General features: G+C 62.2%; 22 protein-coding genes and 1 pseudogene. 10 read left to right on the plus strand and 13 right to left on the minus strand.

Going from position 1 to position 22,069, the window contains the following annotated elements; all coding sequences use genetic code 11:
- Positions 1-121: 121 nt before the first annotated feature.
- The 3 genes from ACO06J_RS15715 to ACO06J_RS15725 all read left to right on the plus strand — a co-directional run bounded on the left by ACO06J_RS15715 (position 122) and on the right by ACO06J_RS15725 (position 4,269).
- Positions 122-781 carry a hypothetical protein gene (locus tag ACO06J_RS15715; protein WP_421761658.1) on the plus strand — a complete coding sequence of 220 codons (660 nt, stop codon included), beginning with the start codon at positions 122-124 and terminating at the stop codon, positions 779-781.
- A 1,201-nt stretch (positions 782-1,982) separates the two neighbouring features.
- A complete protein-coding gene (locus tag ACO06J_RS15720) occupies positions 1,983-2,138 on the plus strand; it encodes a hypothetical protein (protein WP_421761659.1) in 156 nt (51 codons plus the stop codon).
- Positions 2,139-3,609: 1,471 nt separating this feature from the next.
- The gene (locus tag ACO06J_RS15725; RefSeq protein WP_421761660.1) at positions 3,610-4,269 is read left to right on the plus strand and encodes a recombinase family protein; all 660 of its coding nucleotides are present in this window, start codon (positions 3,610-3,612) and stop codon (positions 4,267-4,269) included.
- On the opposite strand, the gene ACO06J_RS15730 is transcribed toward ACO06J_RS15725, so the two are convergent.
- The 3 genes and pseudogenes from ACO06J_RS15730 to ACO06J_RS15740 form a co-directional block, all read right to left on the minus strand.
- The gene (locus tag ACO06J_RS15730; RefSeq protein WP_421761661.1) at positions 4,266-5,423 is read right to left on the minus strand and encodes a hypothetical protein; all 1,158 of its coding nucleotides are present in this window, start codon (positions 5,421-5,423) and stop codon (positions 4,266-4,268) included. The genes ACO06J_RS15725 and ACO06J_RS15730 overlap by 4 nt on opposite strands.
- Before the next feature lie 366 nt (positions 5,424-5,789).
- Positions 5,790-6,845: a hypothetical protein gene (locus tag ACO06J_RS15735; protein WP_421761662.1), complete on the minus strand. Its 1,056-nt coding sequence runs from the start codon at positions 6,843-6,845 to the stop codon at positions 5,790-5,792.
- Between the two features lie 200 nt (positions 6,846-7,045).
- Positions 7,046-7,693: pseudogene (locus ACO06J_RS15740) on the minus strand (magnesium chelatase domain-containing protein); the annotation flags it as partial.
- Positions 7,694-7,931: 238 nt separating this feature from the next.
- Here ACO06J_RS15740 and ACO06J_RS15745 point away from each other — a divergent pair.
- On the plus strand, positions 7,932-8,768 hold the full coding sequence (locus ACO06J_RS15745) for a GH25 family lysozyme (protein WP_421761663.1): 837 nt from the start codon (positions 7,932-7,934) through the stop codon (positions 8,766-8,768).
- A gap of 282 nt (positions 8,769-9,050) precedes the next feature.
- Here the strand turns inward: ACO06J_RS15745 and ACO06J_RS15750 are convergent, their stop codons facing one another.
- Complete coding sequence (locus ACO06J_RS15750; protein WP_421761664.1) at positions 9,051-9,704, minus strand: MarC family protein; 654 nt, start codon at positions 9,702-9,704, stop codon at positions 9,051-9,053.
- Between the two features lie 195 nt (positions 9,705-9,899).
- Between ACO06J_RS15750 and ACO06J_RS15755 the strand changes: the two genes are divergently transcribed.
- A complete protein-coding gene (locus ACO06J_RS15755; protein ID WP_421761665.1) occupies positions 9,900-10,508 on the plus strand; it encodes an outer membrane beta-barrel protein in 609 nt (202 codons plus the stop codon).
- Between the two features lie 48 nt (positions 10,509-10,556).
- Here the strand turns inward: ACO06J_RS15755 and gshB are convergent, their stop codons facing one another.
- Genes gshB through rsmI form a run of 3 tightly spaced genes read right to left on the minus strand, consistent with a single transcriptional unit; the run spans position 10,557 to position 12,754 of the window.
- On the minus strand, positions 10,557-11,501 hold the full coding sequence (gene gshB / locus ACO06J_RS15760; RefSeq protein ID WP_421761666.1) for a glutathione synthase: 945 nt from the start codon (positions 11,499-11,501) through the stop codon (positions 10,557-10,559).
- A gap of 10 nt (positions 11,502-11,511) precedes the next feature.
- Positions 11,512-11,898 carry a YraN family protein gene (locus ACO06J_RS15765; RefSeq protein ID WP_421761667.1) on the minus strand — a complete coding sequence of 129 codons (387 nt, stop codon included), beginning with the start codon at positions 11,896-11,898 and terminating at the stop codon, positions 11,512-11,514.
- Entirely contained in the window at positions 11,867-12,754 is an 888-nt protein-coding gene (rsmI, locus tag ACO06J_RS15770) for a 16S rRNA (cytidine(1402)-2'-O)-methyltransferase (protein WP_421761668.1), read from the minus strand. The genes ACO06J_RS15765 and rsmI overlap by 32 nt, the downstream gene beginning before the upstream one ends.
- Positions 12,755-12,876: 122 nt before the next feature.
- Between rsmI and ACO06J_RS15775 the strand changes: the two genes are divergently transcribed.
- Positions 12,877-14,097 carry a penicillin-binding protein activator gene (locus tag ACO06J_RS15775; RefSeq protein ID WP_421761669.1) on the plus strand — a complete coding sequence of 407 codons (1,221 nt, stop codon included), beginning with the start codon at positions 12,877-12,879 and terminating at the stop codon, positions 14,095-14,097.
- Between the two features lie 3 nt (positions 14,098-14,100).
- Here the strand turns inward: ACO06J_RS15775 and ACO06J_RS15780 are convergent, their stop codons facing one another.
- From ACO06J_RS15780 to ACO06J_RS15790, 3 genes are all read right to left on the minus strand, one after another.
- Positions 14,101-14,622: a hypothetical protein gene (locus ACO06J_RS15780; RefSeq protein WP_421761670.1), complete on the minus strand. Its 522-nt coding sequence runs from the start codon at positions 14,620-14,622 to the stop codon at positions 14,101-14,103.
- Between the two features lie 100 nt (positions 14,623-14,722).
- Positions 14,723-15,334, minus strand: coding sequence for a hydrolase (locus ACO06J_RS15785; protein ID WP_421761671.1), 612 nt, complete (start codon positions 15,332-15,334; stop codon positions 14,723-14,725).
- Between the two features lie 188 nt (positions 15,335-15,522).
- Positions 15,523-16,344, minus strand: a complete 822-nt coding sequence (locus ACO06J_RS15790; protein WP_421761672.1) for a YgfZ/GcvT domain-containing protein — start codon at positions 16,342-16,344, stop codon at positions 15,523-15,525.
- A gap of 67 nt (positions 16,345-16,411) precedes the next feature.
- Between ACO06J_RS15790 and ACO06J_RS15795 the strand changes: the two genes are divergently transcribed.
- Positions 16,412-17,734, plus strand: coding sequence for a dihydroorotase (locus ACO06J_RS15795; RefSeq protein WP_421761673.1), 1,323 nt, complete (start codon positions 16,412-16,414; stop codon positions 17,732-17,734).
- Between the two features lie 141 nt (positions 17,735-17,875).
- Here ACO06J_RS15795 and ACO06J_RS15800 read toward each other — a convergent pair whose 3' ends face one another.
- From ACO06J_RS15800 to ACO06J_RS15810, 3 genes are all read right to left on the minus strand, one after another.
- Complete coding sequence (locus ACO06J_RS15800) at positions 17,876-18,154, minus strand: hypothetical protein (protein WP_421761674.1); 279 nt, start codon at positions 18,152-18,154, stop codon at positions 17,876-17,878.
- A gap of 108 nt (positions 18,155-18,262) precedes the next feature.
- Positions 18,263-18,649, minus strand: a complete 387-nt coding sequence (locus ACO06J_RS15805; RefSeq protein ID WP_421761675.1) for a TIGR02301 family protein — start codon at positions 18,647-18,649, stop codon at positions 18,263-18,265.
- Positions 18,650-18,673: 24 nt separating this feature from the next.
- On the minus strand, positions 18,674-19,075 hold the full coding sequence (locus ACO06J_RS15810) for an NUDIX domain-containing protein (protein WP_421761676.1): 402 nt from the start codon (positions 19,073-19,075) through the stop codon (positions 18,674-18,676).
- A gap of 72 nt (positions 19,076-19,147) precedes the next feature.
- On the opposite strand from ACO06J_RS15810, the gene ACO06J_RS15815 reads away from it, so the two are divergent.
- The 3 genes from ACO06J_RS15815 to ACO06J_RS15825 are packed head-to-tail and all read left to right on the plus strand — an operon-like array spanning position 19,148 to position 22,040.
- Positions 19,148-19,885, plus strand: coding sequence for an SOS response-associated peptidase (locus ACO06J_RS15815; protein WP_421761677.1), 738 nt, complete (start codon positions 19,148-19,150; stop codon positions 19,883-19,885).
- Positions 19,886-19,933: 48 nt separating this feature from the next.
- On the plus strand, positions 19,934-20,617 hold the full coding sequence (locus ACO06J_RS15820; protein WP_421761678.1) for a prolipoprotein diacylglyceryl transferase: 684 nt from the start codon (positions 19,934-19,936) through the stop codon (positions 20,615-20,617).
- Positions 20,601-22,040, plus strand: coding sequence for a radical SAM protein (locus ACO06J_RS15825; RefSeq protein WP_421761679.1), 1,440 nt, complete (start codon positions 20,601-20,603; stop codon positions 22,038-22,040). Before ACO06J_RS15820 ends, ACO06J_RS15825 begins: the two co-directional genes overlap by 17 nt.
- The last annotated feature ends 29 nt before the right edge of the window (positions 22,041-22,069 follow it).

A 22,069-nucleotide genomic window follows, 5' to 3' on the forward strand; every position in this document is an offset into this window, starting at 1 on the left:
CTAGAGTACCATCATGGGTACGTCAATAGGGATGATGACAGGAACTGTACTACTCACAGGCACAGGACAGACGACAAGGCCATCAACATACCATCGAAAGACTTTACTCATGACAACCGATATGCCGAATACCATCCCCTCAGGGAACAAGACGACCCATCGCCCCCTCATCACACCCGCCGACATCCTAGCTCTAGGTACGGACGCCCTCCCTGCGGCACCACCCGCCTCATGCCCCGTATGGGTGCAACTCCCGAACGAGGACAGCCCTGCTGAGGGCGTGACCGCGTGGGGCATAGGTAAGCTCGGTAAGAGAGACATCATGCACACTGACGCCATGCAGACTGCCTTACTCTGCGAGGCGATGAGGTTTCCTGGCGTCACACTTGTGACCAACAGGGACACACCGCGCCACACCACCCCCACGGCCCTCTACGGCAAGCTAGTGTTCGCGGACGCGGCAGAGGACAACATGACGATTCACCGCCTCTTGGGTGGCGCCGAGGCCGGGGAGCGGGTGAGCCGAGCTGACATCATCCCCACTGACCTAAGGGGGGCCGTCAACCGGAAGTCGGGCGGGGCTTCCAAGAAGGGGGCATGGGAAACCGTCTATGGCCATTGCAAGCGATACGCGGAGAAGGCCTCAGAGGAAGCCGCCGCAGCAGGCAAGCCACTGCCCTTCACCGTGGACGCCTACCTGACCAACCTTGAAGCTCTCTTCCGAGCCGCCACGGCAGGGTCGCAGGCCGGGAACGCCGCCCACCCTGAGGCCGCTGAATGATGACATTCAGTGTGTTCAGCTACGAGTGCCTAGCCCAACGCTGGGAGCCCGAGGCCCCGTTGTTAGATCGCTCTCGCTGGCTCTTCGGGAAGGGGCTTGTCGGGGAAGGTGGGTGGGCCTTTCACTTGGGGCCTCTCCACTTCATGGTGTGCCGCAGGGTGTGGGCATGAGGGCCTTCCCGATCAAGCAGGGCGCGGATGGACTGATGGAATGGTGCCGGAACCGGATGCTTCGGACAAACTTGCCCAAATCGGCCCGTGACCTTGTCGATGCTTGGTATCGCAACTGGCGGGGTCAGCCTGACAAGCCCGAAAAGGTGAAGGGGAAGTACAAGACGCACCACGTTGACAGGGTAGCGAAGTGGCTTCAGCGGCAGCACGGGAGGGGCCTTCTCGCGGTCTATGATGAGCGTGGGCGGTGGGGAGCGAAACGCTATATCACCGTGCCGTTGCCACCTATCTCCGGACTGGAAGCCGCTCTACCACGGCCAAAGCGTCTGAGAAAAGCACCTACGTCTTTGGCAGAAAAGCAAGTGGGAACAGTGCGTTAGCAATAGGCACCGTATAAGAATACTTTAGTGGTCCATCTAGTAGAAGCCGACAGAGATTGAGGGGAGTGACACCTCAGAGTTCTCTCTAGGCACGAGCACGGTGGGGAGGAGATGAGCTTCGGTTCACCTTCTCCCAATTGGCGCGTTCTCAACGCAGTACCTTGACGTGTGCGCGGTGCCGCCCATCGCTGCGGTCTCTCCTAAGGAGCCCAGAGGGAGGATAGCCTTGGACCCCCTCTTCCTCCGTGGGGCGACACCATGAGCCTCCGCAATAGGCTGGTCACTTGATGCACATGCTCAAAGCTCCTGACCTAGCGTAGAGGAGGGAGAAGAGGGGTCATGCACCAGCCTCAGGCTGACTTCATGGCGACCTTAGGCGGGACATCAGGTGGTCAGAAGGATACCCCCCTCCCGTCCGGTCCCATCAGTGGTGCCGCGCAGAGGGGCCGCGTGTGTCTGTGCTCAAAGTGACCGCCCTGTTACCGGACAGTGTGGTTGGGAGGGAGAGGACAAGCAATTTAGTGAGACCGAGAGGGACGCCATGCTGCCATGAGGCTATCCAAGGGTTGGCTGCGAGGATTGATCTTGCGACCGCGCCCCTCCACATCTGTGCTGCCCACCACCACCAGAACGCTTTTGAGGAGCAACGTTGTGAGTGACGCTAGCAAACGTGAAGTTGCCTATTCCTATGTCAAGCAGGCCCTTGAGGGCATTGCCGATTATCGTGTTGTGGGCGCTCGCTACCATGCGGCCCTAGGTATGTTAGGCGAAGCTGTCCGGCTGCTGAAGTCTGTCGGCGATATCTAGTCACGGGGAAGAGGGAGCGGGAAGCATCCTTTTAGATTCGGTTATGCCGAGGAGGTTTGGGTGCGCGTACCCGGAGGCAACCCAAGGGTCTCTCACGCGACACACAGTATCCACGTGGCGTCTGGCCAGCAGTTTCCCCCTCCACCCCTCGAATAACGTGGGCTTGCCGTTGCCGATTGACCCCGCGATCAGTCGCGCCTTGATGCCAACGCCCGTAGTGCGGGTGTGGGGGCGTCCGTGGTGAGGTCGCGGGCCCACTCTTCGGCCATATGCTTTGGTCCGAGCCGCTAAAAACATTGCATATTAAGCCTGCAGTTTAGGTCTACGACAAAGCCAACAAGCAACATTGATAAAACCGATACGTAGATCACGGTGGCGAGTAACGGCCGCCAGTATGGTCGGCCAAAGCACAGGAATACCCCGGTCACCCCCAATGCCGCGCACGCGCCAAACGCGAGGATGCCAACAACAGGATTGCTGGGCAGGGGCACTTGGTCGCGAATCGTGGCAGCCCAGAGTGCGAAGGGAAGCGTCGAAAGCACCGCGCCAACTATAGTGTAGAGAGGCTTATGATCCATGCTTCAAGCTAGATTCCTGCTTGTCGCAAAGCAATCTACCCCACACACGTGATGAGGGCGTGGGGTATTGGTGCTGGGGGATCGGGAGTGGATCGTCTGCGCTTTTAGTGCGCCCCAGCTGATCGCCTCGCCTCGCCTTACCTCCCGACTTGGCTAAGGCCGACTTCATTCTGCCTCCAAGTTCGTTCCCCAACAAGTACGTCTAGGGATTATCTCTGACCACTCCATCCCCCTTCACAGAGAGGCTCCACCAAGTGTCCTACCTGGAGCATAGACACCTAGAGCACTAAGGCTGGGCACACCTCAAGTGCTCCAGCAAGGAAGCTTCCAAGGCGGATGGGAGGGGGAGGAGACCCCCATCCTTCCCCCAGCAACGCCACGCCACACCATCGCTACTGCCGGGGTCTCCCCGTATGGTTTTTGGGGTCTCTCGCGCGAGGTCTAGTATACGTGACGGCGAGCGCGGCTTTTCCCCCCCTTAGGGGGTGGCAAGAAGTGCCTTGTTCCCTTTTCGTTCACTCCTATGATCGCCCCATGGGCATGGAAGACGACAGCGCGAGTCGAGGGGGCTACAATTGGGGAGGCATCCCCGGCCTCCTGTCGCTTGAGCAGGCAACCCGCGAGGAGCTTAAGCGCCGCGCTGAATACGAGCAGCGGCCAGACGTTGTTGAAGCCAAGCGCCAAGCCGCCCTATCAAGGGAGCGCATGGAGCGCCTTACGGTAGGCAAGGACGGCAAGCCCCGTCTCATCGGCCCGCCCAACCCCTACAAGCCGCACCGCAAGTTGGGACCAGAGGACCACTGCTAGACCGTAATTGTCAGTCACAACGAACGTTGACATTAGACAATATGCTGAACTAGACTCCCCTCACCCACGGAGAGGAGCCCGCCGCCATGCGCCAGTACGTTGTCTATACCCGCGTCAGCACAAAGGAGCAGGGCCGCAGCGGGCTAGGCTTGGAGGCTCAGGAGCGGGACATCGAGCTGTTCCTTACCAACTATTCGGAGGTGCCTTGGGAGATCGCCGGGACGTTCCGAGACGTTCAGTCTGGCGGGGACGACGACCGGCCACAGCTTCGCGCCGCCCTTGAGCTGTGCCGCCGCTCCGGAGCCGAGCTTCTGGTGGCGAAGCTGGACCGGCTCAGCCGCAAGGTCGCCTTCATTGCCCAGCTCATGGATGACCCCAAGCTCCGGCTCCGGGTCGCCACCATGCCGCAGGCCGACAAGTTCCAGCTCCACATCTATGCGGCGCTGGCCGAGCAGGAGCGCGACTTTATCTCCGCCCGCACCAAGACTGCCCTAAAGGCCGCCAAGGCCCGTGGGAAGGCTCTGGGAGGCCTTCGCGACACTACCATGAGGCGCAACGCTGCGATCCAGCAGAAGGCAGTCAGCGAGGCCCAGATACTCCTCCAGATCATCGGCCCCATGCGGGACGCGGGGCAGACCCTAGAGGCCATTGCCGCAGCGCTGGACCGTATGGAGGTGGCGACCTCAAGGGGCGGAAAGTGGACAGCGAAGCAGGTTTCACGAGTTCTGGCCCGAAGTAGGAGCTAGAGTAGCAGCGTCTCCAAAATCAGATCGACCGATTGGACAAGGTGCTTGGCCTGTCTCGCGGACACCCTGCCGTGGCCTTCAGCGCTAAGCTTGCCGTAAACGGTCTCAACCCAGCCAGCTAAGCTCTCAACCATCTCGGCAGTGCTGTCGGAGTATTCGCGGATCGTCTGGTTCTTTAAGATAAAGCGAACGCGAGCCTTCCTAGAGACCGTAGAGTTGCCGAAGCCGGCCTGCGACTTCACATCTTCGTCAGGCGCAAGCGCATGAAGTACCTGCACCAATAGCTCCCTCGCGGAGAAAGCCGCCTGCCGCTGGCTGTCCGGCTGACGTCCAGACATGGCAGCTTTGGCACCCCGCCGCATGTCCACCAGGTGCTGGCCAAGTGGTAGTAGAGCTGCCTCTAGTTCATCCACCGCACCTGTTGCCAGCGCCACCCTTCCCGTCTGGGTGATTTCGAGCCAGTTCTCAGGATCGGCAATGTCCGAGTACGTGGGCCGCAACAACCCGTCGCTAATGAGCTGTTCTAGAAGCTGTGCTACTTCTGCCCGCTCATCGTTCGTGAATTGCATGCCAAGCTGCGCCTCCAAGGGACCACTTTGATGGGGCCGCCCTAGCACGTTGATCTTGTGAGCCTTGGAGCTTCGGGCGAATATTTCTAGAATCACGAGGGCTACGTCGCTCGGGACTAAGCGCGGCGCTGAGCCACCAGAAGTTTCTGTTGGGTCAGACGGAAGGTCAAACGCCCCTATGGCTAGATCGTCACAAGTGTTGTCGGTGATCTTCGCCAATTCAAGCTGAAGCGTCTTCCGTTGACCGATAGGCTTGTCGAACAAAGAGCCGGTGCCATCGAAGGTGTCGAATGTTTGCAGAACCGACAACTCCAGAATGCTTAGTGCTTTGCGGAGGTCCTCGCTTCGTGCGGCTGCTTTCCTTCCCTTAAGCTGCCAATATCTCTTGGCGGTCTCACGAGCTGCTTTGCGGTAGTGGTCACTCGCAAGCCGGGCCAGCTCTCGGGGAAGAGAATCGCTCCCCAGACGGTTAGCCCCGTGAGCGGCAAAGAGGGCCGCCTCGGCCTCTTGGTGGAACGGAAAGAGTGTCTCCTCGCCCACCCTTATCGCGCTTTGCCAGTAAGGCCCTTCTATGCCCTCAGTCACAGAGCCACCTTTGAGAACATTGACCAAAGCTGGAGACCTAGAGAGGCCAAAGCTATTAGGGTGAGTATCCCCACAGCAGCCTGGAGGGACTTGACCCTCTTGCTTGCCGTTGTAGCAGCATAGACAGCGTGTGCTACGTCTTGCCGGACGTGCACAAGGAGACGGTCCCGAGAGGCATCTTCCAGCGAGTACTTCGGCAAGTCCCCCTCGAAGTAGCCGAGGTCTTCGTGCAAAACGTGTCGGGCACGAGCTGCATCAATTTCCTCTACGGTCGCTTTGAGGTCCACAAGTGCCCCTAGCATAGCCGCCCAAGCATCTGTCTGCGACGCCACAGCGCTAACCCTTTCCAATCATCTACGAACGGCACTACCGAAGCGTTGGTGGGATGCTAATCTCACACCAGTTCTTATTCGCACCTTTGACCCGCACCCTTGCCGGATAAGCAGGGTTGAAGTGAAACGTGACCGGACTTCCACCACGGTTCTGCCTTGAGTACTCGGATAGGCTATTCAGGTTGTTGATAGATAGAAACTGTCTCGCATCGACAATCGCCTCCTTCAACTTCTCGAATTGATCGAGTGCGTTACGGGCTAGACGTTCGGCCTCGTAAAGATGTGCGTCTACCTTCAAGCGGTCCAAGATGAAATCAAGAGCCGCATGTTCATCAGCGGCCTCGACCAATGCGAGGGCATCTGCGGTCTGCCTTGCTAGACCTGCGACGAGATACGACCGATTGATAAACGCTAGGCCGTCCACCTGATAACTGGCGACCACCTCGCTCTCAAATCTAGTCGTATCTTGCCCTTGGCTATCAACGGCTTCCACTGACTTGACGCGTTCGACTTCCAGAAGGCCACCGGCCCCCATCTTTGCTAGCTTGTGACAAGCCGTCTTGCTGGACGCGTGCCAGAATAGCTGGCGCAGGCGGTCAACATCGGCTGCCGCAGCATGCAGCTTCTGAACCTCATCTCTCAGGGGGGCAATCAGGGGCAGAGCATCGAGAAGGAAGTACTGCGCCTCCCCCACCGCAGCTTGGCGCTTACCGGCCGCGATTGCAGCATTAACTCGCTCCACTCCGAAGTGGCTCTTTGCGCACTCGTTTCCGATGGCCCGCAAGACACCTTCAGAGGGAAACCAAGCCAAGGTCCCACTGAAGTACTTCGGAGCGCTTGGTGAACAGATGGGACACGATGCCATCCCCACCCTTGAGCGAACGGACTCAGGAATTACAAATGTTACTATTGCCTCAAACTCTTGATCCGAAGGTGGACGAGAAGGATCGTGATGTTGCCAAGTATCTGGCTTTCCGGTTTCACGTACCCAGTCGAGAAACTCTTGCCGCAGGTACTTGCCGGGGCGTTGGCGGAATGGTCCTAGCTTTGGAACTTGGGGCGCTGGAGTTGTCACTAAAGATGCGCTCATTTGGAATCCTCTTCCCTCGCAATCTCGTTTGACCTCCCAGTCTTGCAGTTCTGCTTACGTTCACTTAGCACGATTCGATTTCTGAAAAACAGTGTGTGACTAGTCGTCCCCGTGGACTGGGCACTCTCCCGTTAAGTAGCTGCACCGAGGTGCCACTCTATCGGATACCAGAGTCCTCGTCCTTGAAGGTCCAATGTAGACACCTTGAGGAGGTTGTGGCTTCCGGCGGCCGCCACCTCGAGCGCCCGACGCGCCACTTCCTGCCCGCGAACTTCGCTGAGGTCAGGCAGGCCGCTGGCATCGGTGCGGCGGCGGGCGACCGGCCGGGTGCAAAGCTGGAAGCCCCCGATATGATTGACCAACGCAAGAAGGTTCTCGGGGGCGATGATATCGATGTCGTCGCCCGCCCATGCAGCCTCCGGGCCGGACTCGGCAGAACAGATAATGCCAAGATCGCGAGACGCGGCAGCAATTGCGGCCGGCAACACGCCGGCCGTTGCGGCGAGGCGGCCATCGAGTCCAAGCTCCCCGATGGCGAGGTGGCTATTGAGAGCATCGGAGGGAATGGCACCCATGGCGGCCATCAGGCCGAGCGCGATCGGCAGGTCGTAGTGGCTGCCCTCCTTGGGCAGATCAGCCGGGGCCAGATTGACCGTGATGCGCTTGGGCGGCAGGCTGAGACCGGAGGCATAGAGCGCGGCACGCACCCGTTCGCCGGATTCCTTGACGGCCTTGTCGGGCAGGCCAACGATGAAGAAGTTCGGCAATCCCGGTGCAATCTGCACCTGCACATCGACGGGAACCGCTTCGATCCCCTGAAACGCCACGGTCGCAACCCGCGTCACCATCACTATCGCCCTCAAACACTATAGTAACGCTATCAGGAGATGTACGGAGGCTCAAGAACATTACAGGAACATCTGCCAACGTGGACAACTCGTTGCTCCCGTCGAATGCGTCAGGGATGTCCACGTTCCTGCTGTGGCGTTAACCATGCTGGAATGTCAAAGGGTTAGCGCAAGGTTTCGTTAAGCCGCACATGTTGAATCAAAGGCTCCAGATTTTCGTTTTGCGAGCCGGTTCAGCATGCCCTCCGCCTACGCCCGCCCCGTTTCGTACACCGCCAGAACGCTGGCGATGCTCTGCCTGCTGGTGTTGCTGGCGGCCTGCGGCCGCTCGCCCAGCAGCCATTTGGGGGTGCCGGGCGACAACGACCCGCACGAGGGCGTGCGCCGGGCCTGGGGCCTGCCGGTGCAGGGGCTGGACGTGGCGCGCTATCAGGGCCGGATCGACTTCGACAAGGTGAAGGCTGGCGGCGTGCACTTCGTCTATATGAAATCGACCGAGGGCAAGGACTACATCGACCCCAGTTTTTACGACAACTGGAAGCGCGCCCGTGCTTCCGGGGTGGCGTTCGGCGCCTATCATTTCATGACATGGTGCAGCCTTGCTTCGGAACAAGCGGCCTGGTTCGTTGCCAATGTTCCCAATGACGACGACGCGCTGCCACCGGTGCTCGACCTCGAGTGGAACAATGCCTCGAGTTGCAAGAACAAGCATGATCGCGCCGACATCCTCGAAAAAGTGCGCGTGATGCTGGCGGCGATGGAGCGGCATACGGGCAAGGTGCCGGTGATCTACACCGACATGACGTTTCACCGCGATATCCTTGAGGGCGAACAGTTCGACAACCCGTTCTGGCTGCGCTCGACCGCCGCTGAGCCCCACACTCGCTATCACGGCCGGCCGTACCTCATCTGGCAGTGGACGCAGACTGGAACGATGTCGGGCATCAACGCCGAAGTGGACCGCAACTCGTTCTACGGCACGCCCGACGACTGGGTGACGTTCCAGCTGACCGGCTGCGACCCGAGAATGGTCGAGGTCCTTACCGCGCAGGGCCGTTGCCGCAGCATGAAATAGCACGCTCTGGCGTGGCTACCCTTGTCAGTGCATCGCCCAAGGCCTAGCTTTTGGAGGTGATTTGCCGGATGGCGCCGGCGCAACCGCTCAAAAGGGGAAGCACGATGGCTAAAGGTCAACTGAAGTCGAACAAGGAAGCCAAAAAGCCCAAGAAGGAAAAGCCGAAGGTGCTGGCAACAGCGGGCTTGAACACGGCGACTGCCGCGCCGGCAAAGAAGAAGTAAGGCCACACTGGCGACAGGATTTTGGAAGGCCGTGGCTTAAGCTACGGCCTTTTCCGTTTCAAGAGACGGCTGCTGCGACGGCACCCAACAGGCCGCTGGATTTGATGCCATCGAGCAGGAACTGCACGGCCAGCGCTGCCAGCAGGACGCCCACCACGCGGTTGACCACAGCGAGGCCGGTGATGCCGAGCATGTGGGTGATCGGGTTGGCCAGCCGCATCACGACATAGCAAAGCGCGAGGATCGCCAGCAGCGCGCCGACCACTGCGAACCAGGCAAGGTTGAAGCCGCCTGTGCCGGTGGTCAGAAGGATCACGGCGCTGATCGCGCCTGGCCCGGCAAGGAGGGGCGTCGCCAGCGGGAACACCGAAATGTCGGCGCGACCCTGCGCTTCGTTTTCTTCCTCGGGCGTCGTGCCGGTGCCGCCCGAATGGCGGGCGAACACCATGTCGATGGAGATCAGCAGCAGCAGAATACCGCCAGCGATGCGCAGCGCCGGCAACGTGATGCCGAACATGCGCAGCAGGAGATCGCCGAAGATCGCAAAGAACAGCAGGATGACGCCGGCAATGATGGTGCCGCGGAGCGCCATGGCGTTGCGCTCGGCTCGCGTGTTCTTGTGGGTCAGGGCGGCGTAGACGACCAGAAGGTCTGCCGGCCCGATGGTGGCAAAGAACGTGGTCAGCGCGAGGAGGAAGATGTCTATGGGCATGCCTCAAACATGCCGCATCGGCGCCCACTTCGCCAGTCCGCTCGGGCGAACGCGGAGTTCATGTCCGGTAGAGAGGCAAAGCTGTGACTATCCTGCAACGGCAAAGCGGCAAACTTGATGCGATTTGGCCGAAGTAAGTTTCGATTAGGAACGACTCCTGTATCTGGAGGTCAGTGAAAACTTGGGTGCTTCAATATGAAAAAGTTCCTTCTCTCGACTGCTGTGATCCTCTCCGGTGCCATGTTGGCGGGCCATGCTACCGCAGCTGACCTCATCGTTGATGAGCCCGCAATGCAGGCAGCGAGCACTGGCGTCAGCGGTTTCTACTTCGAGATTTATGGTGGCGCGACGCTGGAAGGCAGTTCCACATATAATGGCACCGACTACGACATGGACGCTGCCGCCGCATTTGGCGCGTCTTTCGGTCTCATGACCCCCGTGCCGGGCCTTGCCGTTGAACTCGACGTCATGAAGTCCGGCGGCAATTATTCTACCGAGGACTATGGCGTAGAGAACTACAGCCTCATGATCAATGGCGAGTACAGCGTACCCGTCAACGACATGTTCGAAGTCTACGGCGCAGTGGGCGTTGGCGTTATCAATACTGTCTACTATAGCGACGATTACAGCGGCGTCGGCGCCGGCTATCAGGTGGCGATTGGTGCCCGTGCGCATGTCACAGATGGCGTGTCGCTGTTCGGTGAACTCAAGTACCAGAATTCCTTCAGCGAGATCGATGCAAACGGGTACGACATTCAGTACCCGACGCTCAACGCACTGGTCGGCGTGCGCTTCGCGTTCTGATCTGATCGCTGCAGACTTCGAGCGGGCCGCACTGTGTGCGGCCCGTTTCTATTTCCGCCGCTTTTCAATCGCGTCCCAGATCAGCACAGCAATATCCGGGCCGCCGAAGCGTTTGATTTCTCGGATGCCGGTGGGGCTGGTGACGTTGATTTCGGTGAGATAGTCGCCGATCACATCGATGCCGACGAAGATCATGTCGCGCTCTTTCAGCGCCGGGCCGATGGTGGCGCAGATCTCGCGGTCGCGCGGCGTCAGGTCGATGAGTTCGGGGCGACCGCCGACATGCATGTTCGAGCGGGCCTCGCCATCGGCCGGCACGCGGTTGATGGCGCCCACCGGCTCGCCGTCGACAATGATAATGCGCTTATCGCCCTTCCGGACATCGGGCAGGTACTTCTGCACCATGAAGGGCTCACGGAAACTCTGCTCGAAGAGCTCGATCAGGGAAGCGAGGTTCTGGTCGCCCTCCTGGAGGAAGAAGACGCCCGCGCCGCCATTGCCGTAGAGCGGCTTTAAAATGATGTTGCCGTGTTCCTTCCTGAACGCATGGATCAGCGCGCGGTCGCGGGTCACCAGGGTGGGCGGCATCAGCTCGGGGAACTCGGTGACGAGGATCTTTTCGGGCGCGTTGCGCACGGCGGCCGGCGGATTGACCACGAAGGTCTTGGGGTGCAGCCGCTCAAGGATGTGGCTGATGGTGATGTAGTTCATGTCGAACGGCGGATCCTGACGCATCAGGACGACATCGTATGTGGCGAGGTCGGCGCGGGCGAAGGCGCCGAGCGCGTAATGCTCACCCTTGGGCCTGTCGAACACTTCGATCGGCGCGAGGTCAGCCGAGACCTGGTTGTCGCGCAACGCCAGCGTACCAGGCACATAGTAGTGGACCACGTGGCCGCGCGCCTGCGCCTCTAGCATCATGGCAAAGGTGGAATCCCCTGCCGGATTGATCGAGGCAATGGGGTCCATCTGGACGGCGATCTTGAGGGACATCGGGTGGGTCCTAACTGGCGTCGAAAGCGTTCCTGACATGGCGCGGCCAAGAGAGGGGCGCAAGGAAAATCACATCAAAGCGCATGTCGGAGTGGGCGAGGGCCGGGTGTCGGGCCGTGAAGTACTGCGCGGCGCGGGTGATGCGGCGCGGGTTGACGGCGGAAAGCGCGTCGGCGAGCGAGTCGCGGCGCTGGCGCGATTTGACCTCGACGAAGACGGTGACGCCGAAACGGCGGGCGATGAGGTCGATCTCGCCGATCGGAGTCTTGTAGCGGGTGGCGATGATCCGGTAGCCCTTAAGGCGCAGGTACCAGGCCGCCAGCGTTTCGCCGCGGCGGCCGAAGAGTTCGGCGGCGAGGCGCGGCTTACTCCTGTTGCCGGAGGGCGAGGGCGGCATCGTAGACCTCCTTGCGCTTGAGCCCATAGCGGGCGGCGATGTCATCCACAGCGCCCCGCAGCGGCTGGGTCTTCAAGAGTTCGGCCAGCGCCGGGCGCCATTCGGAGACGTCGATTTCGCGCTCCTCGGCACCGGCGACCACCACCACGGCTTCGCCCTTGGTTTCGGCGTCGGTGAAGGCCTCGGCCAGTTCGGCCAGCGTGCCGCGCTTGACGCGTTCGAAGCGCTTGGTGAGTTCGAGCGCCACAGCCGCCTCGCGGGTATCGCCGAACTGCCGGGCGAGGGCGGCGAGCATTTCGCCGAGGCGGCGCGGGGATTCGTAGAACACCAGGGTTTCGCGGCGGGGGGCGAGGGCCAGCACGGTCTGTTCGCGCGCTTCGAATTTGGCGGGCAGAAAGCCGATGAAGCTGAAGCTGTCGGTGGGGAGGCCAGCGATGGCGAGGGCGGCGAGCAGGGCCGATGGGCCGGGGACGGCGAAGACATCCACTCCCGCCTCACGTGCCCCGCGCACCAGCGGGAAGCCTGGGTCTGAGAGGAGCGGGGTGCCGGCATCGGAGATTAGCGCAATAGCCTTGCCGGACTGGATCAGCGCCACGACTTCGGCGACCCGTTCGCGCTCGTTGTGTTCATGCAGCGACCGGCGCGCCGTGCGGATGCCATAGTGATCGAGGAGGGTGGCCGAATGGCGGGTATCTTCGCAGAGCACCAGATCGGCCGCAGCAAGGGTTTCGAGCGCGCGCACGGTGATGTCGCGAAGGTTGCCGATGGGGGTCGAGACGATGTGGAGGCCGGCCGCGAGCGGCGGGGCGGTGAAGGGGGATCCGGCGATGAAAAAGCCGTTCGCTTTGTCGTCCAAGCCGGTCCCCAATCGTTAACAGCACGTTATGCTCGCCCTTTATGCACCGGGCGCGATTCTGTATAGACGCGGGAGGGGCGCCCGGCGAGGGCAGGTTGCGGGAAACGATGAAGGCAAAGCAAGTGGCAAAGAGCAGTTTGAGCGACATGACGCGCGGGCTGCGGGGCTTTGGCCTTGGCCTTGCCACTGCAGCGCTGCTGGCGGGCTGCTCGATGGGCGACTATTCCTTCGGCCCGGCGGGCCCCGGCGCGGGCGGAACACAAGGGCAGGCGCTGCCCAAGGTCGCCGGCAAGACCTATGGCAAGGGCGAGGTGCGCGTCGCGCTGCTGCTGCCGCTGTCGGGCGATCCGGGCCTCGTTACCGTCGGGACCTCGATGGCGAATGCCTCGGAACTGGCAATGCAGTTCGTCGAGACGAGCCCCAATATCGGGGAAAACATCACCGTGGTGCTGAAGGATACCGGCGCAACGGCTGCAGGCGCGGCGCAGGCGGCGAGCGAGGCGGTGTCGGAAGGCGCCAGCCTGATCCTCGGGCCGCTCAGGGCCGATCAGGTGACGGCAGCGGGACAGGTGGCCAAGGCCGCCGGCATTCCGGTGATCGGGTTCTCCAACAATACCGGCGCGGCGTCGCCCGGGGTCTATCTGCTCAACGTGCTGCCTGAGACTGAAGTGCGGCGGTCGATGAGTTACGCCAAAAAGATCGGCAAGAAAGCTTTTGCAGGGGTGTTTCCGACCACTGCGTTCGGGAGCATCCAGCAGGGCGCGTTCCAGCAGGCGACGGCGGATCTGGGGCTGAACACCCGCGCGGTCTATAATTTCTCGTCGGAGGCCGAGGTTCGCAATGTGGTGGCGCAGCTGGTGCCGCAATTGCAGGCGGGTCAGATCGATACGCTGTTCATCCCCGATCGCGCGACGGCACCGAGCATTGCCAACCTGCTGCTTGAGGCGGGAATCGCGACTGGCAGCGTGCAGCTGATCGGCTCGGCGGACTGGAACAATGATGCGTCGATCGCCAATACGACGTCGCTGGCCGGGGCGATCTTTCCTGCGGTCGACGCGACGGGGCTACAGGCGCTGACCGGCGAGTACCAGGCGAAATATGGCGCGGTGCCGCATCCGTTTGCGACGCTTGCCTATACGGCGACGATTCTCGCCAACGCCTCGTCGCTCTCCAAGGGCACGCCGCGCTATGACCGGACGCTGCTGACGCTGCCGGCCGGGTTCAACGGTCGTGACGGGGTGTTTCGCTTTAACGCCGATGGGACGAGCGAGTTTGCACTTTCGATCCGGCAGGTGACGATCGGCGGATCGAGCGTCGCCGAGGCGGCGCCCAAAAAGCTCTGACCGTCAGCAGGCCGCAGTATATTTGGTGAAGGCGCAGGTATTGCCGTCGCGGATGACCAGCCGGCCGCCCTTGAACGGCACCACGGTGGTGAACGAGCCCGCGCTGAATGGTGCGGCAAGCGCCCAGTGGCGGCCGCTCCAGACGAATAATTTCGTAAACGGCGAGTGGCGGCTTTTGGTGTGGATGCCGGGATACTTGATATGGGGGTCGGTCAGGGCATCGGACGAGTAGACGCCGCTGGCAGTCTCGACGATTTCCACCGTTTCGACCCTGCCATAGCCGATCTTCTTGACCATCGACTGCTTCAGCGGCTCGGTGGCGATGCCCGGGTCAGTTTTGAAATTCCACTTCACCAGCCCCTCGGGATTGAGCGGTGGTGGGAAAATCTCGTTGCCGGATGAGAGCAGCGTCCGGGCTGGCTCTTCGTTGGCGATGGCGGGCGGCAGAACGCTGGGCAGGGCCAGCGCCAGCGCGGCGAGGCCAAAAATGCCCCCGACCAGCATGATCGTCCGAGTCTCGTCCATCGCCGATATTCCAATTGCCTGATGAAATTAACTCTTCATCAACCATACTGGGAAAACTGCGTCAAAATGGAACAGCCGTTAAGGTTAATTTAACTGCGTCTCAGGCGGGGAGGGCAGCCGAGAGATCCTCGACGGCGGAGACAAAGCGGTCGTGCGCTTCGCGCGTCGGCCAGGGGCGGATCAGGCGGTCGAAGGCTTCGAGTTCGAAGACTGGGAAGCTCGGTTCGCCGAAGAATTTGCGCGCTTCTTCCGGACCGAAACCGGCGAGGTGCACTGCTTCGAGATAGGCGGCCTCACGATCGGCCTTCTTGATCTGCTTTTGCAGCGCCGCTGCCGGCATGGCGCCGAGCGAAAAGCGGACGTGGACGGCGCCGAGCAGGCGGTTTTCGACATCCTTGTAGTTTCCGCCCATGGCCGCCTTGAACGGCGAGATGATGTCGCCCATCACGTATTCGGGGGCGTCATGAAGCACGGCATAGAGCTGCGCGCGCGCGTCGGCGTCGCGGTTCAGCGCCTTGAAGATTTCAAGCACCAGCACCGAATGCTGGGCGACGGAGAACGGATAGTCGCCGACGGTCTGGCCGTTCCAGCGGGCGACGCGGGCGAGGCCATGGGCGATATCGGTCAATTCGACATCGAGCGGCGAGGGATCGAGCAGATCGAGCCGCCGCCCGCTCAGCATGCGCTGCCACGCTCGCGGTTTTGTCGCCATTTTCGCCCCCAGATGCCCAGAGCGCGACGCTAGTCGCGAGGGGCTGATTCGGGAACAGAAAGGGAAGGCCCCTCATCCGGCGCTGCGCGCCCGTAGCCCGCAGGCGTGGCCTGACGGGCGTTCTTCGCTGCAAAGCTCCACTGGAGCTTTGCAAGAGCACTCAGAACTCTACCCGACGGGGAGAAGAATTAGTCCTCAGCGGTTTCGCCGAACTGGTAGGTGGCCCAGGTGGGGAGGGTGAGGGTGACGGGCTGGTCGCCGACGGTGACGGCAGCGGGGTCGGTGATGCGGTCGAGGCGGAGGATGGCGACGGACTTGCCGCCCACCACTTCACCGAGGACCCCGGCTTCGCGGCCGTTGGCGATGACGGGCGTGCCCGCAACTGAGGTAACGCCGGAGACGAGTACCGGGCGGCGGCGGGCGGTACCGCGGTGTTTCATGCGGGAGACGACCTCCTGGCCGATATAGCAGCCCTTGAGGAAATCGATGCCGCCCAACAGGTCGAGGCCGATATCGTGGGCGAAGGTGGCATCTGTGGGGAAGTCGGGCCCCTGCTCCGGCACGCCGGCCGCGATGCGCTTTGACGCAAAGACGGCGTTGCCGTCCTCCCAGCCTACTGCCTCCGCCTTCGGTGCGATGATGCGGGTGCCGAGGCCGCCGGCGCGGGGATCGGCGTGGGCGATGCCGGTGGAGACCTCCCCATCACTCCAGCCGACGGAGTGGGTTTCCCGCAGGTCGTCGATCTGGACGGCGGCGCGCAGCCGGTACATCTTCATGCGTTTGAAGAACGCATCGGCGACGGACTGGTCGACATCGAGCCAGAAGGCGTCTTCGGTCCAGCCGCTGAGGCCTTCGGCCTGGACCTTGCCCTGTGGGGAGAGCAGCGCCCACCAGACGGCGGGGCCGGGCTCGCCGAGAAGCCGCCCGGTCACCACGTCGAACAGCAGCTTTTGCGCTTCAGGACCCGAGAAGCGGAAGGCGGCGCGGGTGGGGCGGAGGAAGATGGTCATTTTTCACCGTGTCATTCCCGCGACGGCGGGAATCCAGTATGCCCGAAGAACGAGAGGTGTTGGACACATGGCGCACTACGAGACGATCTTCAAGAACGGCACGCTGGTCAATCAGGATGGCGTGCACCAGTCCGACATCGGCGTCATCGCCGGCCGCATCACGGCGCTGGGTGGTCTGGGTGCGTCGAGTGCCGATACTATCGTCGATTGCACCGGCCTCCACCTCCTCCCTGGCGTGATCGATACGCAGGTGCATTTCCGCGAGCCAGGGCTGACGCACAAGGAAGATCTGGAATCCGGCTCGCTCTCGGCGGTGATGGGCGGGGTGACGGGTGTGTTTGAAATGCCCAACACCAACCCCCTGACCACCAGCCGCGAGACCTTTGAGGCCAAGATCGCGGCGGGCACCAACCGCATGCATTGCGATTTCGCCTTCTATATCGGCGGCACGCACGAAAATGCCGGCGAGCTGACGGAACTCGAACGGCTGCCGGGTTGTGCCGGCGTAAAGGTGTTCATGGGCTCGTCCACCGGCTCGCTGCTGGTGGCCGACGATGATGGGGTGGAGGCGATCCTCCGCGCTATTTCGCGCCGCGCGGCGTTCCACTCGGAAGACGAATACATGCTCGAGGCGCGGAAGGGTTTGCGCGTGCCGGGCGACCCGTCTAGCCACCCGGTGTGGCGCTCGCCGGAAGTGGCGATGAGCTCGACCGTGCGGCTGGTGAACCTGGCGCGAAAGACCGGCAAGCGCATCCATGTGCTGCATATTTCGACCAAGGAAGAAATCGTCTATCTCGCCGGGCACAAGGACGTGGCGAGCGTCGAGGTGACGCCGCACCACCTGACGCTCGACGAGACCGCCTATACTCGGCTCGGCACCTACGTGCAGATGAACCCGCCGGTGCGCGACGCGGCGCATCGCGAGGGAATTTGGGCGGGGGTTGCCAATGGCGTGGCCGATATCCTCGGCTCCGACCACGCGCCGCATACGCGCGCGGAAAAGGACCACGCCTACCCGGCGTCGCATTCCGGCATGACCGGCGTGCAGACGCTGGTGCCGATCATGCTCGACCACGTGAATGCCGGCCGGCTGAGCCTCGAGCGCTTTGTCGACATGACCAGCCACGGCCCCAACCGGCTTTTCGGCATCGCCAACAAGGGCCGGATCGCCGTGGGCTATGACGCCGACCTCACCGTGATCGACCTCAAGCGGCGTGAGACCATTCGCAATGAGTGGGTCAAAAGCCGGGTCGGCTGGACGCCCTATGACGGGGTGGCGGTCACCGGCTGGCCGGTCGGCACGATCGTGCGGGGCCATACGGTGATGTGGCAGGGGGATTTGGTGACGCCGAGTGTCGGGCAGCCGATGCGGTTTCTGGAGGCGCTGTAGAAAGACCCCTCATCCGGCGCTGCGCGCCACCTTCTCCCCGACGGGGAGAAGAATGGTGCCCGGATCGAGCCACAGCGCATTCCTCTCCCCGTCGGGGAGAGGGTGGATCGGCCAAAGGCCGAGACGGGTGAGGGGAATTGCTTACTGCAGCGAGCGGGTCAGGTTGTATTCGCCGGAGCGCAGGCGGTCGGGGAGGGTGGCGACCAGATCGGCGGTGGCTTGTTCGCCGTGGCGCTCGACCAGCGAAGTGAGCGCGGCGAAAAGCGAGGCATGGGCGAGGGCGAGCGATTCGACGCCATCGTCCTCGGCGGCATTCCAGGCTTCGGCGAGATATTCCAGCGCCACCTGGCGCTCGGCGGAATCCTCGTCCGCGAGCAGGCCGATTTCGGCGGGGGTGATCTGAGTCTTGGTTGGCTTCATGACATCGGGCCTAGCATTTCGGGTCGGGCGCCGCGCCCCAGACGTGAGCAAAAGGTTAATACGCAGTCTGCAATTATCCTTAATCCACAGGCGGCGGCCGCTGGCAACCTATTCGGCGTAGCGCGCGTGGATTTCCCGTGCCGTCTTCTCGGCTTCGACAAGGAGCCGGGTCAGCGCTTCCGCGGCGGAAACGGTGCAGGTGCGGTAAAGCCGCGCATAAGCCCCATAGCCCGCATTGAAGGCACCGGTAAGGCGTTGCTTCCGATCATCGTCAGGCTGGTCGAGGGTGATGAGGTCGGCCATTTCGGCGCGCCAATCGGCTTTGTCCGCAGGACGGCAGAGCGGAGCGAGGAAATAGAGGCTGCCCAGGACTTCCGAGAGCCGCTCCATTTCCGTCTCGTAGGGCGGATCGACCGCGAATGCCGGTGTCGCGCTGAGGAGCGGCAGGCAGAGCAGAAGGGCGCGGAGAGGGCGAAGGTTCAGCATGGCGGGCATTGGTAGTCGAAACACCCCCTCGCCTCAACTGCGATCGAAGAGGCGGAAGGCGCGGTGCAGCACTTCGCCGAGGTGCGGGGTAGTGGGGAGCGTGTCGAGCCCGTCGGAGCGCACCCAGCGCACGGCCATGATCTCGTCATTGGGGACGATCTCGCCCTCGAAGGCCTCAGTGCCGAAGACCTGGAGGAGGAACCGGTTCTGTTCGCCGAGGTTGAGGCGCATCACCGGCCGCAGCGCAAAGACGGCGAGGCCGAGCTCTTCCTTGAGTTCGCGGGTGGCGCAGGTTTCGGCGTCTTCGCCGGGCTCGAGCCGGCCGCCGGGCAGGCTCCACATCCCCAGCCACGGGGCGCGGGCGCGCTGGATGAGCAGCACTTCGGACTTATGGAGCAGCGCAACGCTGGCGGCATTGGGGAGGGCGAGAGTCATGACGCTGAGTTTCGGGGTTTGCGGCAAAAGCGGCAAGCACCTAACTTGGAGGTGAAGAGGGAGTGTGCACCGATGTGCGGACGCTATGCGGCGACCTTGCCGCCCGAGATGATGGCAGAGCTGTTCGGGCTGTTGAATGCGATCGACTTCCCGCCGCGCTACAACATCACCCCAACTCAGCCTATCGCCGTGATCTGGGAGCAAGGCGGGCGCCGCACCATCCAGCTGGTGCGCTGGGGGTTTGTGCCGACCTGGGTGAAGGACCCGCGGGAGTTCACGCTGCTGATCAATGCGCGGGCAGAGACGATGGCCGACAAGCCCTCGTTCCGGAACGCGGTGCGCAACAGCCGCTGCATCGTGCCCGCCTCGGGCTACTATGAATGGATGAAGGGGCCGGACGGCAAGAAGCAGCCCTATTACATCACCATGGCGGACGACTCGCCGATGATCTTTGCCGGGCTCTATTCGCAATGGGCGGGGCCGGAGGGCGAGGAGGTCGACACCGCCTGCATCGTGACGGTGGAACCCAATCTCGAGATTTCCTCGGTCTATGACCGGATGCCGGCGATCCTTCAGGGCGAGACGATCGAGCTGTGGCTCAATACCCGTGACATCGACGCCAAGGCCGCGACCCAGTTGGCGCTGCCGCTGCCCGAGGGCTCGCTGAAGTACCATCCCGTCAGCAAGGCGATCGGGTCGGCCAGGGCCGAGGGGCCGGAGCTGATCCGGCCGATTGACCCGAGCGCCGCGGACGTGCAGCCCAAGCCCAAGAAGGTGGCTGGTGGCGGCGGGCAGATGGACCTGTTCTAGTCGCGGCGCCTGGGGGACACGCCAATCGATATTCATGCGATTTTCGATGTGCTGGCCTGGCTGGCAGGGACTGCCACGGCGCTGGCGCTCAGGCGCTGGTCGCCGGTGGTGTTTCCGTTGGGGCAGCGGCAGCGTGGGCCCTATTATGCGGCGCTGCTGGTGGGTGCGGCGATCGGGGCGTTTGGGCTGGGGACGCTGAACCTGTGGCTCAGCGGGCAGCCGGGGATCGGGCGGTCGATCGAAGGGGCGCTGTTTGGCGCCATTGTCGGGGTCGAGGCCTACAAGCTCGCAACGGGTATCCGGGTGCGGACCGGCGCGGTGTTTGCGCTGCCGCTGGCAGTTGGGATCGCGGTGGGGCGGATCGGGTGCTTTCTCGCGGGGATGGACGATTTCACCTATGGCATCCAAACCGATCTGCCCTGGGGGCATGATTTCGGCGATGGGGTGCTGCGGCACCCGGTGCAGCTTTATGAGACTGCAGCGATGGCCGGTTTTGCGCTGGTCTATGTGGTGGCGCTGGTGCGGGGTCGGCGATGGCCGGTGAGCATTGGCTTTCCGGTGGTGGTGCTCTGGTACGGCACTCAGCGCTTCGCCTGGGAGTTTTTGAAGCCCTATGGCGCCGTTGTTGGCAATCTGTCAGTCTTTCATCTGACGTCGTTACTGCTCATTGCCTATGCGTTGTTCATGTTGAGGGGCCAATTCAATGAACTTTCAGATGCCAAAGGCAATTGAGCCAGTCCGGAAGGTCAAGCCCTACATCTTTTATGGCGAGACGACGTCGCTCTGCGACGAATGCCTCAGCCTGGTGCCGGCCAAGATCCTGATCGAGGGTGATGAGGTCTACTACGAAAAGCGCTGCCGCACGCATGGGGTGCAGAAGGTGCTGGTCTCGACCGATGCGCGCTTTTTCAAGTGGCAGAAGGACTTTCTGAAGCCCGGAGACCGGCCGCTGGCGCTGCAGAGCCGCACGCATTACGGCTGCCCCTATGATTGCGGGCTCTGCCCCGATCACGAGCAGCACTCGTGCCTCGCGATCATCGAGGTGAACGAGCATTGCAACCTCGAATGCCCGGTGTGCTTTGCCGGGTCATCCCCCGCAACCACCGCCAGCCTGCCGCTCTACACCATCGAAAAGATGATGGACGCGCTGGTTGCCAATGAGGGCGAGCCGGACCTGTTGCAGCTTTCGGGCGGCGAGCCGACGATCCACCCCGATATCCTCGCCATTATCGATGCGGCCAAGAGCCGGCCGATCCGGCATCTGATGATCAACACCAATGGGGTGCGGATCGCCAATGATCCGGAGTTCGTTGCGGCGCTCGCCGAGCGGAAGACCTCGCTCGAGATTTACTTGCAGTTCGACAGCCTTGAGCGCGAGGCGCTGATGACGATCCGCGGCGCGGACCTGCGCCGGATCCGGCAGAAGGCGCTGGAGGCGCTGGAGCAGCACGGGATTTCGACGACGCTGGTCTGCACGCTGAAAAAGGGCGTCAATGACCATGAGGTGGCGGCGATCATCGACCATGCGCTCGGCTGGTCCTGCGTGCGCGGCGTCACCTTCCAGCCGATCCAGGACACAGGGCGGAACGAGGATTTCGCGCCACGGAAGAACCGGCTGGTGCTGTCGGAAGTGCGGCGGCGGATCATCGACGAGCATGGGCTGTTCGGCGAAACCGACATGATCCCGCTGCCCTGCAACCCCGACGCGATTACCATCGGCTATGGGCTCAGGAACGGGCGGCAGGTGGTGCCGGTGACCTCGATGATTCCGCATGATGTGCTGCTTGATACGATGCCCAACACGGTGGCGTTCGAGAAATATCCCGAGCTGCAGAAGCGGATCTTCGAGCTGTTCTCACTTTCGGTGGGCGAGGGGACGATCACCGAGCGGATGTCGGCGCTGCTCTGCTGCCTGCCTGAGGTGCCGGTACCACAGGGGCTCGACTATGCCTCGATCTTCCGCGTGGCGGTGATCGGCTTCATGGACCGGCACAATTTCTCGGTCGCCAGCGTCAAGCGCAGTTGCATCCATTTCGTGACGCCGAACGGCCAGATCATCCCATTCGAGACCTATAATCTGTTTTATCGGGACAAGAGCATCGACGGGATCAGGGCGAAGCTCGATCGACAGTTTGCTGAGGAGGCGGTACGATAAACACCTTCATCCGCATCATCGTTGCGCTC

It is taken from the genome of Devosia sp., assembly GCF_965229025.1.
In the GTDB taxonomy this organism is placed as follows: domain Bacteria; phylum Pseudomonadota; class Alphaproteobacteria; order Rhizobiales; family Devosiaceae; genus Devosia_A.